Source organism: Pseudarthrobacter sp. Pseusp20 (assembly GCF_059492155.1).
Genome location: NZ_CP168521.1, coordinates 3,185,796 through 3,200,794, shown reverse-complemented (window position 1 = coordinate 3,200,794; position 14,999 = coordinate 3,185,796). Strand labels below are relative to the sequence as shown.

Here is a 14,999-nt window from a genome sequence, read left to right as displayed (position 1 = left end):
GATTTGCCTGCCACCGTAGAATAGATAGGCGAAGATCGTTTCCGCTGCCGGTGGGTCCCAGCCCGGCCCGGAAGAACATATCCCCCAACAGAAGGCCAGCATGCGAGTACTAGCAGCCATGAGCGGCGGAGTGGACTCCGCTGTTGCCGCCGCCCGCGCGGTGGAGGCCGGGCACGACGTCGTCGGCGTCCACCTGGCCCTCTCGCGCATGCCCGGCACCCTGCGCACGGGCAGCCGCGGCTGCTGCACCATTGAGGACTCCCGGGATGCCTGGCGCGCCTGCGACGTTTTGGGCATTCCCTATTACGTGTGGGATTTCTCGGAGCGCTTCAAGGAAGACGTCGTCCAGGACTTCATCGATGAATACGCGGCCGGCAGGACGCCCAACCCCTGCATGCGCTGCAACGAACGCATCAAGTTCGCGGCCCTGCTGGAAAAGGCCATCGCCCTGGGCTTTGATGCCGTGTGCACCGGCCACTACGCCAAGGTGATCGAAGACGCCCACGGTAACCGGGAACTGCACCGCGCCGCGGACTGGGCCAAGGACCAGAGCTACGTCCTTGGCGTCCTCACCCACGAACAGCTCAAGCACTCCATGTTCCCGCTGGCCGACACCCCGTCCAAGGTCGAGGTGCGTGCCGAAGCGGAGCGGCGGGGCCTGTCTGTCGCCAACAAGCCGGACAGCCATGACATTTGCTTCATTCCCGACGGCGACACGGCGGGTTGGCTTGCGGAAAAAATCGACATGACCACCGGCGACATTGTCGACGAGACCGGCGCGAAGGTGGGGGAGCACCCGGGAGCCAACGCGTTCACGGTCGGCCAGCGGCGCGGACTAAAACTCGGAACTCCCGCTGCCGACGGCAAGCCCCGCTTCGTCCTGGAAATCCGGCCCAAGGAAAACAAGGTGGTGGTGGGTCCCGAGGCGCTGCTGGCGATCGACGAGATCCGCGGCATCAAGGTGTCCTGGGCGGGACTTCCGATCGCCGAGGTGGAAACGGGAGCTGAGTTCGACTGCTACGCCCAGGTCCGGGCGCACGGGGACCCGGTGCCGGCCACTGCCAGGATGGAGCCTGCCACGGACGGAGCCGGAGGCCAGCTGGTGGTCCGGCTGGTGACGCCCCTGAGGGGGGTGGCCCCCGGCCAGACAGTGGTGCTCTACCAGGGCAGCCGGGTACTGGGCCAGGCCACCATCGACACCGCCCGGTCGCTGCAGCGCGCCGCGCTCTAGCCACACCATCCCAAAGCACCGTCCCGGTTGTCGCCGGGGCGGTGCTTTGGCGTTTCCGGCCGATTCCTGTCCCTCAGGCGCCTGCATCCGCAGTCCGACCAGTGGGCAGGGGTACCAATGAGATAAATTTTGTGTTTCAACTCACAAATTGGCCGTCCCGAGGGCTGACTCTCTGATTGAATCTAGGGATCAGCCCTGTGCTCCGGGGCAGGGGCACCCACGCCCATGTGCCCGGAGCGCACGTTCTCATCGGACAGAAAGCTCACAGATGACGAAGAGCAACAAAGCCCTGCATGGCGCGATCGCGCTGGCAGGCATTTCCGCGCTGGCAATGACGGCCTGCACAGGCCCGTCCGGAGGCGGAAGCAGCACAGCATCGGGAAGTGCAGGCAGCATCATTGCTTACGGCACCACCGACAAAGTCACTGCCCTGGACCCGGCGGGGTCGTACGACAACGGTTCGTTCATGGTGATGAACCAGATCTACTCCTTCCTGATGAACTCCAAGCCCGGCGGCGCCGAACCTGCACCGGACCTGGCCGAATCGGGTTCCTTTACTAAACCCACGGAATTCACGGTCAAGATGAAGAGCGGCCTTAAATGGGCCAATGGGCACGTACTGGACTCCAAAGACGTGAAGTTTTCGTTCGACCGCCAGGTCAAGATCGCTGATCCCAACGGGCCTGCATCCCTGCTGACCAACATCCAGTCCATTGCCACCCCGGATGCCACCACAGTGGTGTTCACCCTCAAGCAGGCCAACGATCAGACCTTCACCCAGATCCTGCAAAGTCCCGCGGCCCCCATTGTCGACGATGAAGTCTTCCCGGCGGACAAACTCCTCAGTGACGAGGAGATCGTCAAGGCCAAGGCCTTCCACGGCCAGTACGTTATCGACTCCTACAACAAGAACACGCTGGTGAGCCTCACGGCTTGGCCCGATTACAACGGTGTCCTCGGCAAACCGGCCAATTCCGGCGCCACCATTAAGTACTACACCGACCAGACCAACATGAAGCTGGAAGTCAAGGGTGGGCAGATCGACGTTGCCAACCGCAGCCTCAGCGCCACGGACATTGACGACCTCAAAAAGGACTCCAACGTCAAGGTCAACGTCGGCCCCGGCGGCGAGATGCGGTACATCGTCTTCAACTTCGACACCATGCCCTTCGGCGCCAAGACTCCCGAAGCAGATCCTAAGAAGGCGCTGGCCGTGCGGCAGGCCATGGCCAACCTCGTTGACCGCCAGGCCATTTCCGACCAGGTCTACAAGGGCACCTATCTGCCCATGTGGTCCAATGTTCCGTCCGGTTTCCTCGGCGCCAACGAATCCTTCAAGCAGGCGTACGGCGACGGAAGCGGCAAGCCGAGCCTGGACAAGGCGAAGAAGGTCCTCAGCGACGCCGGCATCAGCGGTCCGGTCAATCTCAAACTGCAGTACAACCCGGACCACTATGGCAAGTCCTCGGGTGACGAATATGCCATGGTCAAGGACCAATTGGAGAAGAGCGGCCTCTTTACCGTAGATCTGCAGTCCACCGAGTGGGTCACCTACAACTCGGCATCGAAGAAGGACAGCTACCCCGTCTTCCAGCTTGGCTGGTTCCCGGACTTCAGTGATGCGGACAACTACCTGACCCCCTTCTTCCCTAAGGGCGGCTTCTTCAACAACCACTACTCCAACACCGACGTCGAAGCGCTGATTGCCAAGCAGTTGGTCACTGCCGACAAATCGGAGCGTGTTAAGACTATCCAGGACATTCAAAACCAACTGGCCAAGGACATTTCCACCCTGCCGCTGCTGCAGGGAGCCCAGGTGGCCGTTTCAGGGAAAAACGTGAAGGGCGTGGATTCCACATTGGACGCATCCTTCAAGTTCAGGCTCGGGACCGTTTCCAAGTAATCACCAATCCGCCAGCTTAGGAGGTGGGGCCTGCGCGGCTCCGCCTCCTAACTGTTGGCCCCACATCTTTCGTTTTCTTACCAAGCAGGGACAGCATGGCCACAATGATCGATGCGCCGCCGCCAACGGTAGCGCCGCCCAAATCCAAATCCGCCGGAGGTGGCCTCGGGAGATACATCCTGATCCGCTTCCTGCTTATCTTTCCGACGATCTTCATCCTCGTCACCCTGGTCTTCTTCCTGATGCGGATCACTGGCGATCCCATCACCGCATCCCAAGGCGGACGCCTGCCGCAGGAGCAGATTGATGCGTTGATCCACCAGGCTGGTTATGACCGGAGCCTGTTCATTCAGTACGTCGAGTACCTTGGCAACATCGCCACAGGCAACTTCGGAAGGACCATCTCAGACGGGCGGCCCGTCATCGAGATGCTGACCACTTTCGGGGCCGCCACGCTGGAACTGAGCATCAATGCCTTGATCGTGGCGCTGCTGGTGGGGATTCCGCTGGGGATGTTTGCCGCCCACAAACGCGATAAGGTTCCGGACGCCCTCCTGCGGTTGTTTGCCATTCTTTGCTACGCCACTCCTGTCTTCTTCGCAGGTCTGCTGCTGAAGCTGGTCTTTTCCGTAGGCTTGGGCTGGTTCCCCGTCGCGGGCCGTGCATCCACCACAACGGAACTGGCGATGGGCAGGCTGGCAGCGCCCAGCCGGATCTACTGGCTGGACGCCCTGCGCAGCGGTGACCTGGCAGCTTTTGGCGACATCGTCCACCACGCGGTTCTGCCTGCCGTCGCCCTCGGCCTGCTTACAGCCGGTGTTTTCCTGCGCCTGGTCCGCACCAACGTCATTGGCACCCTGGGCAAGGATTATGTTGAGGCCGGCCGCTCCCGTGGAGTCAGCGAATTCCGGCTTGTGACAAAGCATGCCTACAAGCCGGCCCTGATCCCCATCATCACCGTTATGGGCCTGCAGATCGCCTTGATGCTCGGCGGCGCGGTGCTGACGGAAACCACTTTTGAGTGGAAGGGCCTTGGGTATCAGCTGGCGCAGTACCTGACGGCGCGTGACTTTGTTGCGGTCCAGGGGATAGTCATGCTTCTGGCCGTCATCGTTGCGGTCACCAATTTCGTGGTGGACATTGCTGCCGCCCTGATTGATCCGCGGGTGAGGTACTGATGAATAACGAAGCCCTGCCCCATCCCAAAAAGCCGCTGCTCGACCGCCTGCCGGTGGCGTCCCACATCCGCCAAAGCGTTGGCCTGCAGCGCACGATGCTGCTGATCGGCGTCGTGCTTTGTGTTGTTTTTGTGGTGGCTGCTGTTTTCGCGCCGCTGCTGGCGCCCTATGGTTTCTCCCAGATTTCCGATGAAGCAGGCTCGTTTCCGGCCCAGGCGGAACCCGGTGGCAAGCACCCATGGGGGACGACTGTTGGAGGCTACGACGTCCTGTCACGCGTGATCTGGGGATCACAGACAGCCGCAGCGGTGCTTGTGGCCGCTGTCGTGATGTCAATCTTCCTCGGGGTATTTCTGGGGCTCGTCAGTGGCTACATTGGTGGCTGGCTGGACCGGGTTCTTGTGGTGGTTGCTGATGCCATCTATGCCTTTCCGACCCTCCTCGTAGCGATCGTTATGTCCATCGCGATCAATAAGGGGCAGTCCGGATTCTGGGGTGGAATCCTCGCCTGCGGGCTGGCGATCACCGCAGTGTTTGTCCCGCAGTACTTCCGGGTGATACGTGCCGAAACCATACGGCTGAAAGCCGAACCGTTCGTGGAATCCGCCCAGGTGGTAGGTGCCTCCAGCGCCAGGATCATCGGCCGGCACATTTTCGCCAACGCCACCAGGACCCTGCCATTGATCTTCACCCTCAACGCATCGGAAGCCATCCTGACCTTGGCAGGGCTGGGCTTCCTGGGCTTTGGCATTGAGCCGAGCTCCGCTGCGGAATGGGGATTTGACCTGAACAAGGCACTTTCCGATGCCTCCTCGGGCATCTGGTGGACCGGTGTGTTCCCTGGCTTGGCCATAGTCCTGACGGTCGTCGGACTCACCTTGGTCGGGGAGAGCATTAATGACCTGAACGACCCGCGCCTGCGCGGACGCAAGCGTGCCGGCGGCACGGCGCCGGCCCCGGTGGCCAATGAGGCCATCGCTGCAGAAGTGAGGAATTCATGACAGGCAACATCGAATCGTCGCCGGTACACCAGCCCGACGCCGGCCAGCACGTGCTCGACATCGACCACCTGCAGGTCACGTTCGCCACGGACGCAGGCGACGTCCACGCAGTCAAGGACGTGAGCCTCAACGTCAGGAAGGGTGAGGTCCTTGCCATCGTGGGGGAGTCCGGCTCCGGCAAGACCGTCACGGCCAAAACCATCCTGGGCCTGCTCCCGGAAACCGCCACGAGTTCCGGCGCGGTCCTGATCAACGGCACCAACATCATCAGCCTCAGTCCGCACCGGCTGCGGCAGATCCGCGGCCGGGATGTGGCCATGGTGTTCCAGGAGCCGTCCACGGCCCTGAACCCCGTATTCACAGTGGGCTGGCAGATCGCCGAGGGGATTCGCGCCCACGCCGCCGTGGATGGCGGAGGCCGCGTCTCGGCAAAGGAGGCCAAAGCACGGGCAATCGAGGCGCTCCGCAAGGTGGGCATCCCTGACCCGGAACACCGCGTCAACTATTACCCGCACCAGTTCTCCGGAGGGCAGAAGCAGCGTGTGGTGATCGCCGCCGCGCTGGCGCTGAACCCCGGACTGATTGTCGCCGACGAGCCCACCACCGCCCTCGACGTCACCGTCCAGGCCGAGATCCTGGAGCTGCTGCGAGACCTTCGCGACAAGTACGGCACGTCCATAGTGCTGATCACGCACAACATGGGCGTGGTGGCTGACCTGGCGGACCGCGTGGTGGTGATGTACCAGGGCGACGTTGTGGAGGAAGCCCCGGCGAAGACGTTGTTCGCTGAACCCCGCCAGGACTACACCCGCAAGCTCCTGGCTGCAGTCCCGCACCTGGGCCGGAATTCCGCGTCCGCAGGCCTTACCGAACGGCGCCACCAGGATGAGGAAGTCCTTGTGGCTGCTGACAACCTGGTCATCGAGTATCCGGGGCGGCTCGGCACCCCCGCCTTCAAGGCCGTGGACGGCGTCAGCTTCACCCTGTCCAGGGGTGAGGTTTTCGGCCTGGTGGGCGAATCGGGGTCCGGCAAGACCACCATCGGGCGGGCGATCGCCGGGCTCAACCGGACCACCGGCGGCAGCCTGAAGGTGCTGGGCTATGAGATGCTCAACCTTCGCGAACGCACTTTCAAGCCGCTCCGCAAGGACATCGGCTTCGTGTTCCAGGACCCCGCCGCCTCCTTTAACCCGCAGCTGACCATCGGGGAATGCATCGCCGAACCTATGGTCATCCACACAAATCCAAGCCCGGCCCAGGCGCGGAAACGCGTCGGTGAGCTGCTCGAATCAGTCCAGCTGCCGGCGTCGTACGCGGCCCGTTACCCGCACGAACTGTCCGGCGGCCAGCGGCAGCGGGCATCACTGGCGCGGGCGCTGAGCCTGAACCCGCGGCTGCTGATAGCGGATGAGCCGACGTCGGCCCTGGACGTTTCGGTGCAGGCAAAGGTCCTGGAGCTGTTCAGGGACATCCAGGAGGAGTTCGGCTTCGGCTGCCTGTTCATCAGCCATGACCTGGCTGTAGTGGACATCCTGTCCTCGTGGGTGGGCGTGCTGTACAAGGGCAAGCTGGTGGAGCAGGGGATCGGAAGCCAGGTCATGGGGAACCCCCAGCATGACTACACGCGCCGGCTGATCGCCTCCCTGCCCGTGCCGGACCCGGCCGAACAGGCCAAACGCCGGGAGGAGCACCGGGCACTCCTGGGCATCTGACCCTCCAGGCCCGCAGTGTGGGGCGCCGGTGCCGGCGGACGGCCGCACCGGCGCTTCACACCCGCGTCGATTCCGTCGGCTCCCATAGACTGGAGCCATGACGCAGCACAACCCCAGCACTCCTGGCTCCGACGATTTTGATCCCTCCGCCAGCTCACTGGCTGGCCACGTGGACGATTCGGTGATGGCTGAACTGCTGTCCATCCGCTCCAGCATCGACAACATTGATGCCACCCTGGTGTACCTCCTGGCCGAGCGATTCAAGGCCACGCAAAAAGTGGGCTTCCTGAAGGCAACACACCGCCTTCCGGCCGGCGACCCAGGACGTGAAGCAGCCCAGATCGCGAGGCTGCGACGCCTCGCCGAGGACGCCCACCTTGACCCGGCATTCGCAGAGAAGTTCCTCAACTTCATCATCGGCGAGGTGATCCGCCATCACGAGGCCATCGCCGAGGACCACCAGGCCTCGTCGGGCCAGCAGCCGCAGACTTCCGCACTGGCGTGAGCCGGGAACAGCACCAAAGGGGCCCAGCCCCGCGTCCGGCCGCGGCTCCCTTCCAGGAGGTCACAGCCAGGGAAGTGACGGCCACCGGACTGGGACCGTGGCCGGGCGAGGACCCGCTGGAAGCCGCCCGGATCATCCGCGGCGAGCTCGGCAGCCCGCACCTGCCATTCCTCGCCGAACTGCCCGACCGCGGTGTCGGCTCAGACGCCCTGGGCCGTACGGCCTCGTTCCTGGAAGAGCTGGCGGTGGACGTCCAGCCCTACGGATGGCGGCTTGTTGACCGCCCCGGCAAGGACATGCAGCGTGCCGTGTCGGCGCTGTCCACCGACCTGAATGTCCTCGCCGACGTCGCCGGGGGCGAGGACGTGTCGGCGGGTGAACTCAAGGTGCAGCTGGTGGGGCCGCTCAGCCTTGCCGCCGGCCTGCACTTGCATAACGGGGAGCGCGCCCTCCTGGACTACGGAGCCCGCCGGGACGTGGCCGCGTCCCTTGCCGCGGGCGTCGGCGGTTACCTTCGCCGGGTTGCTGCGGCCGTACCGGGTGCACGCCTGGTGGTGCAGGTGGACGAGCCCGCCATCGCCGCCGTGCTGGCCGGAACCATACCCACGGCGAGCGGTTACCGCACCCTCCGCGCAGTGCCGGCATCGGAAGCGCGCGAATCCTGGCGCCTGGTCCTGGACGCCCTCCGCTCGGCCGGTGCCGCTGAGGTTGTTGTCTCATGTCCTGAAATCGAAGCGCCGATCGAGCTGGTCCTGGCGGCCGGTGCGGACGGCGTCGCCCTGCCGCTCAAGGCACTGACCAACCGCCAGTGGGAACAGCTTGCCGCAGCACTGGAGTCAGGGAAACAGTTCTGGGCCGGTGCGCTGGACGTCCCCGCCGGCGCCCCGCTGCCCAGGGTCGCCGACTGCGTGGAGTCAGTATGGCGTCCGTGGCGCCAGCTGGGTCTTCCGCCGTCGCTGCTTGGCGCCATCCGGGTGACGCCTTCAGCAGGACTGGCAGGCCACACACCTGCGCAGGCCACCGCCGTCCTGGGCCGGCTGATCCAGGTGGCCGACGGCCTGAACCAGCAGGCACTGGGATAGGGCTACACCCTGTTCTCCCAGCGGTCCGGCTGGGCGTAGCGGGGCAGGAAGCTTTGGGCGGAACTGCCGCCAGTGTAGGGCCGCAGCCGGTAATCGAAGGCGCCCGCGTACACCAGCACCAGGCCGATCTGCGGCTGGATGACCTTCACCTGGATGCGGTGCCGCCCGTTGCTTCCTTCCGCGGGATCCCACCACTGTTCGGCGTACGCCTTGGCGTCCAGGCCTGCCGGAAGCGGGACCCGGAGCGGGCCCAGGAAGAGCCGCGACGCCTCTGAGACACCGCGCAGCCTTCCGGCAGCGGTGACGCTCAGGTTCAGGTCGGTCACCAGGCGCCGGTACCTGCCCACGTAGTCCACCAGCTGGGTGGTGCCACCCCGGTTGGTGACGCTCGTGGTGTCCTGGAAAAGCCGGGTGCGCGCCGGGAACCGGATCTCGCGCCGGGCGGTAAGGCTGGAACGGCCGAACGGATCCTGGTGGGCGTGGTTCTCGATCCGGAACGGAACGTTCTCCCCGTACTCGGGGAAGAAGGCCTCTTCGCCCCCGGTGACCCGCAGCAAAGGGCGCAGCCACCGCTGGCGGCACCCCACGACGTCGAACGTTCCTTCCCCTACGCCGTACTGGCCGGATCCCGGGACCAGCGAGAAGTACTCCTGGAGCTCGGGCTGCAGCCGGGAGAATTCCCGGCCCAGGGCCTGCTGGTAGATCGGGACGTTCATGAAGTGGACCTCCTGTTGCCGGGGGAGACGATAGCCTCCGGATTCACAATCTACCGGCAGCCTTGAGCCGGATGTACATGTCCGCCAGCCGGGGCGGCAACTCGTGGGGCTCGGCGTCCACCACTTCCACCCCGTAGCGGCGCAGCTCGGCTGAGACCGCCGCCCGCTGCAGGAGGGCGCGCTCGGCCGCGGCCGCGCGGAACACCGCCGTGGCATCGTTCCGTTCCCGGAGCATGGCGCCCAGCTGCGGGTCGCGGACAGCCGCCACCACCACGACATGCTGGCTCGCCAGCCGCTCCGCCACGGGAAGCAGGCCCTCCTCCGGCGCCCCGCTGTCCAGCGACGTCAACAGCACCACCAGCGACCGGTGCGCCGAAACAGCACGGACCTGGGCCGGGACCGCAGGCCAATCCATCTCAATCAGCTCGGCCTCAAGCGGAGCCATGGCCTGGACCAGCCGGCCCAGGATATTGCCCTGCCCGGCAGAGCCCGCCCGCGCCCGGACCCTGCGGTCGAAGGCTACCAAGTCCACCCGGTCGCCACCCCGTTCGGCCAGGACACCCAGAAGGAGCGCAGCCTCTATCCCGGTGTCCAGGCGCGATTCGTCCACGATCCTTGCTGCGGCGGTACGGGACGTATCCAGGACCATCACCACGCGCCGGTCCCGTTCCGGGCGCCAGGTCCGGACCACCACGGAGGAGCGCCGGGCAGTGGCGCGCCAGTCGATGGAGCGTACGTCGTCACCGCGGACATAGTCCCGCAGGGAATCGAACTCGGTGCCCGCGCCCCGGACCTGGACTGCCGCCTTCCCATCAAGTTCACGCAGCTTCCGCAGCTTTGACGGCAGGTGGCGTCGGGAATGGAAGGGCGGCAGCACCCGCACCGAGCCCGGACAGTCAATGGTCCGCTGGCGGGCTGCCAGGTGCAGCGGACCAAAAGACCGAAGCGTCACATGCGGCGCTGAGAGGTCACCCCGCCGGACCGGCCGGAGCCGAACCGCGAACCGCCTGCCTTCCCCGGCCGGGACATCAATATCCTGGACGGGGTTCCGGGCACCGGCGGAAGGTTGCCACCCGTCCCGGAACGATCCCCGAAGCCGCCTGCTGCCGCCGTTACGGATGGTGAGCGCCGCCTCCACCGTATTGTTCAGGGTTACGTTCTCCGGTTCGGCACGCACCAGATTGACCTGCCGGAGTGGCGCCGCCACCAGCAGGTCGGCCCCCAGCAGTCCCACAAGCACCGCGATCGTGGCCAGGACCGTCAGCCATTCCGGGAACAGCAGTACCGGTACAAGTCCCACCAGCGCCACTGCCACGAAGCGCCCGGAGATGGCCATCAGCGCGGAACGGGGACGGCGGCCAGGATGCTGCCCAGGACGTCGTCCACCCGGACCCCGTCCATCTGCGCTTCGGGCTGCAGCGCCACCCGGTGCCGCAAACAGGGCAAAGCCAGCGCCTTGACGTCGTCCGGGGTCACGAAAGGACGGCCGGAGAGCCACGCCCACGACCTCGACGTGTTCAGCAGGGCGGTGGCGCCACGCGGTGAGACGCCAAGCTGGAACGAAGGCGCTGACCGGGTGGCGCGCACCAGGTCAACGATGTAGCCGATAATTTCCGGTTCCACCGCCACCCGGCCCACTGCCTCCCGAGCCCGTTCAAGGTCCTCCGCGCCGGCCACCGCCCGGACGCCGGCCGCAGCCAGGTCCCGCGGATCGAACCCGGCGGCGTGGCGGCGGATGACTTCTATCTCATCCCTGCGTTCAGGCAGCGGCATGGTGAGCTTCAGCAGGAACCGGTCCAGCTGTGCCTCAGGCAGGGAATAGGTCCCCTCGTACTCCACGGGGTTCTGGGTGGCCGCCACCAGGAATGGCGAGGGCAGCCGCCGGGAGACGCCGTCCACAGACACCTGCCGCTCTTCCATGGCTTCGAGGAGTGAAGCCTGGGTCTTTGGAGGAGTCCGGTTGATCTCGTCCGCCAGCAGGAGGTTGGTGAAGACCGGTCCTTCCCGGAAGCTGAACTCGGAGGTGTGCGAGTCGTAGACCAGGGAACCGGTGACGTCACCCGGCATGAGGTCGGGGGTGAACTGCACCCGCTTGGTGTCCAGGCTCAGCGCGGAGGACAACGCCCGGACCAGCAGGGTCTTTGCAACCCCGGGGACGCCCTCCAGCAGCACATGCCCCTGGGAAAGCAGTGCAATCAGGAGGCCGGTGACGGTGGCATCCTGCCCCACCACCGCCTTGGCCACCTCCCGGCGGACCGCAAGCAGCGCCTGCCGAGCGCCGTCGTCGTCAACCGTATTAAGGACCCGCTGGCCACTGCTCTGTTCGCTCATCGGATCTTGACCTCTTTCTCGAGTTTGTCCAAGGCCTGCGACCAGGCAACCAGCCGGGCCTCGGTTGCGGGGCGTTCGTTGATCAGCGTGCGGACTTCAGTGGCGTCCCGGTTCAGGATCCGGGCTGCTGCCGAAATCGTGTCCTCGGCGGTGGCGCCTGGTCCCATCCGCAGCTTCCCGGACAACCGGACCAGCAGGCCGGCCCGGAGGTTGTCCCGTGCCTGGTCGATGGCGCGCGCGTCCTGGTAGAGCCGGGCACGTCCCTCGGCCGTCTCAACAGCCTTGACCACCACCGGCAACGGCTCGAATACGAGCGGCCCGTGCCGCCGGCCCCGCCACACGACGGCCGTCACCGCCACCAGGAGCAGCCAGGGGCCCAGGAAGCGGGCCCAGGCCGGAGCAATGTCATCGAGGGTTTTCCCGGATCCGTTGGATGCTGCGTCCTCAATCGAGGGCAAGTACCAGACCAGGTCAGGCGACGCGCCGAGCAACCTGGTGGCAAGCGCGGCGTTTCCCAGTTCGTCCAGCCTCCCGTTGCCCAGGACGGCCGTGCTGCCCAGCACGGCCAGGCGGCCATCGCCGCTGATGGCAAGCATTCCGGCGGTTCCTGCTGTCCGGAAACAGGACGTGCTGCCGTCGTACACAAATCCTCCCTGTCCCGTGATCTGTCCCGCAGCTTCCGCGTCAGGGTGGGAACACCCGGCATCAAGGACCGGGAAGGCATCGGGAACAACGCCGGCCTGGTGGATGCCGCTGTCAAGGGCGGTGAGCGTCTCCAGCCGTGGGGAGAGCACCACCACCCGGTCTGCCTCCGCTCTCAGGTCGGCCAGCTGCTGCGCACCCAGGATGCCGTTCCTGTCGTAGAGCAGGAGGGTGGGGGAGGAGCCGGAGCGCAGGTCCGCCAGCGCTGCATCGAACCGGCCCGGTGTGTGAACGGAAACCCCGTGCCGGCCCAGGATCTGCGCCAGCGCCCTGGCCCCTTCCGGCGCGGCATTGTGGACCGAGAGGGGAACGGCGTCACCCTTCGGAGCGAGTTGCGTGCCCACGACAAGTGCCAGCCCCGCAGCCACCACCATTGCCGCCGCGGTCAGGCCGCGGTGCCGCCGCAGCCAACCCCGAATCCTCCGGTTGTCAGCCACGGATCCGGTGGCCGGTTGCTTGCCACCGTCCGGTTCCCTGCCCGCGTCCCGGGGTTTCTCGCCGATGGCGGGAAGGCCGGTCACGGCGTCACCGCCGCAGTGCCGGCGGTGGCGGGCTTCATGGCGTCCAAGGCGGTATCAAGCTCCACCATCTGCCGGTAGTCCCCGCTGTCGGCCGCCCTGTTTCCGTAGCGGACCCCGTCGAAAGTGGCCGCTGCCCGGGCAAGGCGCCCGGACTGGCTGTTGAACGGAACGGACAAGGCCCGGGCCGCTTCGTCGGCAGTGCGGCCGGGCTGCGGGTCCAGGATGGCCCGGTCCTCCGCACTCCGGACCACCGCGCGGAAGCGGTCGACGACGGCGTCCCCCCACTTTCCGGCGGCGGCCGCCGCTTCCGCACGGGCCCGGTAGTCGGTGGCACCAAGGGTGGGTTCCCGTTCGAAGACGTCCCTGGCCTGCCGGGACCGGGCGTGCAGGCGGGGGCGGGCCAGGATGACGGCAGCCGCGATGATGGCGGCAATAACGAGGGCGATGACGGGGCTTGGCACCGGGGCAGCGTCTCCCTGGGAGCCGTCCAGGGACTGCAGCCAGTCCAGGAAGTTCCGCCACAGGGTGCCGAGCCATGAGGGGGCGGCATCACGGTACTCCCGTTTGGCCAATTCCTCCTCCGCCCAGCGCCGTGCCTCCCCGGCACCCGGACGCACGGGTGGCTCAGCCGCCATAAGGCCAGGCTCCAGGCGGGGCTCCATATCCGGGATACGGGCGGTTGTTGCCGGGGTGCGCGCCCCGGCCCGGGATGCCGTCAGGATCAGCGCCGTTCTCCAATTGGTGCAGCAGCGCAATGTCCAGGCCGTCCCGGCGCATCCGCAGGTCCATGTAGAGCAACGCCATGACTGACGTCTGGAAGGCGTAACCGACCGCGCCCACCAGGGCACCGACCACCGCGGTGAAGATGCCGACGGCCACGGCGAGCGTTGCTTCCTGCCCGCTGCCGCCGTGCGGCGAGACCACCCCGGAGAGGACCGTTGGCAGGATGCTGGCCGGGATCAGGACCACCTGGGTGATGACGGCCACCAGGATCCCCACCACCAGGGTGATGCCAAAGATCCGCCACCAGTTGCCCCTGGTCAGTTTCCAGGACCGGCGAAGGCCGGCAAACGCCCCGAGTTCTTCGATAACGACGGCGGCGGGCGCCACCATGAGCTTGACCGCCACCCAGAGGAACCCGGCGCCGAAGGCCAGCATCAGGGGGATGACCAGCAGGGCTCCCGCGCCACGCACGTTGGAGAACAGGAGCACGACGACGGCGACGAAAACGATCGCCGTGGCCAGCACGGCTGCAACCAGCAGCGCCGCCAACCTGATCAGTGACCCAAACCTTGGACGCGCCAACGACAGCATGCGCCGGAAGCCGGTGGGCTGGTTAAGGACGGACCGGGCCACCGGGACCACCATGGCACCTTGGAGGACAACGGTGATGAAGACGGACAGGATGGACAGCAGGACGAAGGTGGCCATCAGCCCGAATCCCAGGGAAGCGATATCGGTGTTGCTCGCCGTCCGGGCCCAGGCTTCGATGGACCCTGACGACGTCGCGAAAACTCCCGTTAGCACCGCCGCGAGGATGGCTGACAGGGACTGCGCCAGGAGGCCGGCGCCGAGCATCGCCTTGGCGTTGCGCCTGATGGCCTGGAAGGAACCGTCCAGGACCTCCCCGAACAACAACGGCCGCAACGGAATGATCCCGGGTTTGGGCGGGGCTGCATACCTGGGCTGCGCTGAGGGCCAGGCGCCGTAGGAACCGCCGGAATACGGCGACCGGATATCTGGGGGTCCGCCGTAAGGCTGGCCGCTGTATCCCGGGGTCCCGTAGGACTGGCCGCCGGATGGGAAAGCTCCGGGGGACGGGGCGCCAGGGTACGGGGCTTCAGGGTACGGGGCATTTCGGGGCGGGTGCTGTCCGGGCTGCTGTTGCCACTGCGGTTGCTGCCGCGGCTCGGTTCCCGGCCAGGGGCCTGCTTGCCGGCCCTCGGGCGGCGTCCAGGGCTGGTCCCACTGCTGTTCCCGGGCGGGCGGCACCGGCCCGGGCCCGCCTGCGGAAGCCGGCCCGACGTCGTCGTGTCCAACGCCTGGCTGCTCCTGCGCCGGCTCCCCGGGCCCCGACTCCTGTGGTGACACTGATTCCTCCCCCAATACCAGTCCGC

General features: G+C 66.3%; 13 protein-coding genes. 7 read left to right on the top strand and 6 right to left on the bottom strand.

The window, feature by feature from the left end:
• Positions 1-100: 100 nt before the first annotated feature.
• The 7 genes from mnmA to ACEN9K_RS14710 all read left to right on the top strand — a co-directional run bounded on the left by mnmA (position 101) and on the right by ACEN9K_RS14710 (position 8,612).
• Positions 101-1,231, top strand: a complete 1,131-nt coding sequence (gene mnmA, locus ACEN9K_RS14740; RefSeq protein ID WP_026265662.1) for a tRNA 2-thiouridine(34) synthase MnmA — start codon at positions 101-103, stop codon at positions 1,229-1,231.
• 268 nt (positions 1,232-1,499) lie between these two features.
• Positions 1,500-3,134: an ABC transporter substrate-binding protein gene (locus ACEN9K_RS14735; protein WP_056388114.1), complete on the top strand. Its 1,635-nt coding sequence runs from the start codon at positions 1,500-1,502 to the stop codon at positions 3,132-3,134.
• A gap of 95 nt (positions 3,135-3,229) precedes the next feature.
• Complete coding sequence (locus tag ACEN9K_RS14730; protein WP_018768526.1) at positions 3,230-4,312, top strand: ABC transporter permease; 1,083 nt, start codon at positions 3,230-3,232, stop codon at positions 4,310-4,312.
• Positions 4,312-5,313, top strand: a complete 1,002-nt coding sequence (locus ACEN9K_RS14725) for an ABC transporter permease (RefSeq protein WP_018768525.1) — start codon at positions 4,312-4,314, stop codon at positions 5,311-5,313. The genes ACEN9K_RS14730 and ACEN9K_RS14725 overlap by 1 nt, the downstream gene beginning before the upstream one ends.
• Positions 5,310-7,025, top strand: coding sequence for an ABC transporter ATP-binding protein (locus tag ACEN9K_RS14720; protein ID WP_268003320.1), 1,716 nt, complete (start codon positions 5,310-5,312; stop codon positions 7,023-7,025). The genes ACEN9K_RS14725 and ACEN9K_RS14720 overlap by 4 nt, the downstream gene beginning before the upstream one ends.
• A gap of 97 nt (positions 7,026-7,122) precedes the next feature.
• Positions 7,123-7,530, top strand: a complete 408-nt coding sequence (locus tag ACEN9K_RS14715; protein WP_056388109.1) for a chorismate mutase — start codon at positions 7,123-7,125, stop codon at positions 7,528-7,530.
• Between the two features lie 74 nt (positions 7,531-7,604).
• Positions 7,605-8,612 carry a uroporphyrinogen decarboxylase/cobalamine-independent methonine synthase family protein gene (locus ACEN9K_RS14710; RefSeq protein ID WP_018768522.1) on the top strand — a complete coding sequence of 336 codons (1,008 nt, stop codon included), beginning with the start codon at positions 7,605-7,607 and terminating at the stop codon, positions 8,610-8,612.
• Positions 8,613-8,614: 2 nt separating this feature from the next.
• Here ACEN9K_RS14710 and ACEN9K_RS14705 read toward each other — a convergent pair whose 3' ends face one another.
• From ACEN9K_RS14705 to ACEN9K_RS14680, 6 genes are read right to left on the bottom strand one after another with little or no spacing between them, the layout of a single operon-like run.
• Entirely contained in the window at positions 8,615-9,328 is a 714-nt protein-coding gene (locus ACEN9K_RS14705) for a DUF4166 domain-containing protein (protein WP_056388107.1), read from the bottom strand.
• A gap of 43 nt (positions 9,329-9,371) precedes the next feature.
• Entirely contained in the window at positions 9,372-10,664 is a 1,293-nt protein-coding gene (locus ACEN9K_RS14700) for a DUF58 domain-containing protein (protein WP_144599964.1), read from the bottom strand.
• Positions 10,664-11,659, bottom strand: a complete 996-nt coding sequence (locus tag ACEN9K_RS14695) for an AAA family ATPase (protein WP_144599963.1) — start codon at positions 11,657-11,659, stop codon at positions 10,664-10,666. Before ACEN9K_RS14695 ends, ACEN9K_RS14700 begins: the two co-directional genes overlap by 1 nt.
• Positions 11,656-12,882 carry a DUF4350 domain-containing protein gene (locus ACEN9K_RS14690; protein WP_495634596.1) on the bottom strand — a complete coding sequence of 409 codons (1,227 nt, stop codon included), beginning with the start codon at positions 12,880-12,882 and terminating at the stop codon, positions 11,656-11,658. Before ACEN9K_RS14690 ends, ACEN9K_RS14695 begins: the two co-directional genes overlap by 4 nt.
• Positions 12,879-13,517 (bottom strand): DUF4129 domain-containing protein, encoded by a 639-nt coding sequence (locus tag ACEN9K_RS14685; protein ID WP_018768517.1) that lies wholly within the window; start codon positions 13,515-13,517, stop codon positions 12,879-12,881. The genes ACEN9K_RS14690 and ACEN9K_RS14685 overlap by 4 nt, the downstream gene beginning before the upstream one ends.
• Positions 13,507-14,973 carry a DUF7847 domain-containing protein gene (locus ACEN9K_RS14680; RefSeq protein WP_495634595.1) on the bottom strand — a complete coding sequence of 489 codons (1,467 nt, stop codon included), beginning with the start codon at positions 14,971-14,973 and terminating at the stop codon, positions 13,507-13,509. Before ACEN9K_RS14680 ends, ACEN9K_RS14685 begins: the two co-directional genes overlap by 11 nt.
• Positions 14,974-14,999 lie beyond the last annotated feature (26 nt).

Excerpts from the sequence above, each read along its gene's own strand:
- ACEN9K_RS14695 (WP_144599963.1), bottom strand. The coding sequence starts at position 11,659 with ATGAGCGAACAGAGCAGTGGCCAGCGGGTCCTTAATACGGTTGACGAC.
- ACEN9K_RS14685 (WP_018768517.1), bottom strand. The coding sequence starts at position 13,517 with ATGGCGGCTGAGCCACCCGTGCGTCCGGGTGCCGGGGAGGCACGGCGC.
- mnmA (WP_026265662.1), top strand. The coding sequence starts at position 101 with ATGCGAGTACTAGCAGCCATGAGCGGCGGAGTGGACTCCGCTGTTGCC.
- ACEN9K_RS14720 (WP_268003320.1), top strand. The coding sequence starts at position 5,310 with ATGACAGGCAACATCGAATCGTCGCCGGTACACCAGCCCGACGCCGGC.
- ACEN9K_RS14725 (WP_018768525.1), top strand. The coding sequence starts at position 4,312 with ATGAATAACGAAGCCCTGCCCCATCCCAAAAAGCCGCTGCTCGACCGC.
- ACEN9K_RS14705 (WP_056388107.1), bottom strand. The coding sequence starts at position 9,328 with ATGAACGTCCCGATCTACCAGCAGGCCCTGGGCCGGGAATTCTCCCGG.
- ACEN9K_RS14735 (WP_056388114.1), top strand. The coding sequence starts at position 1,500 with ATGACGAAGAGCAACAAAGCCCTGCATGGCGCGATCGCGCTGGCAGGC.
- ACEN9K_RS14700 (WP_144599964.1), bottom strand. The coding sequence starts at position 10,664 with ATGGCCATCTCCGGGCGCTTCGTGGCAGTGGCGCTGGTGGGACTTGTA.
- ACEN9K_RS14730 (WP_018768526.1), top strand. The coding sequence starts at position 3,230 with ATGGCCACAATGATCGATGCGCCGCCGCCAACGGTAGCGCCGCCCAAA.
- ACEN9K_RS14715 (WP_056388109.1), top strand. The coding sequence starts at position 7,123 with ATGACGCAGCACAACCCCAGCACTCCTGGCTCCGACGATTTTGATCCC.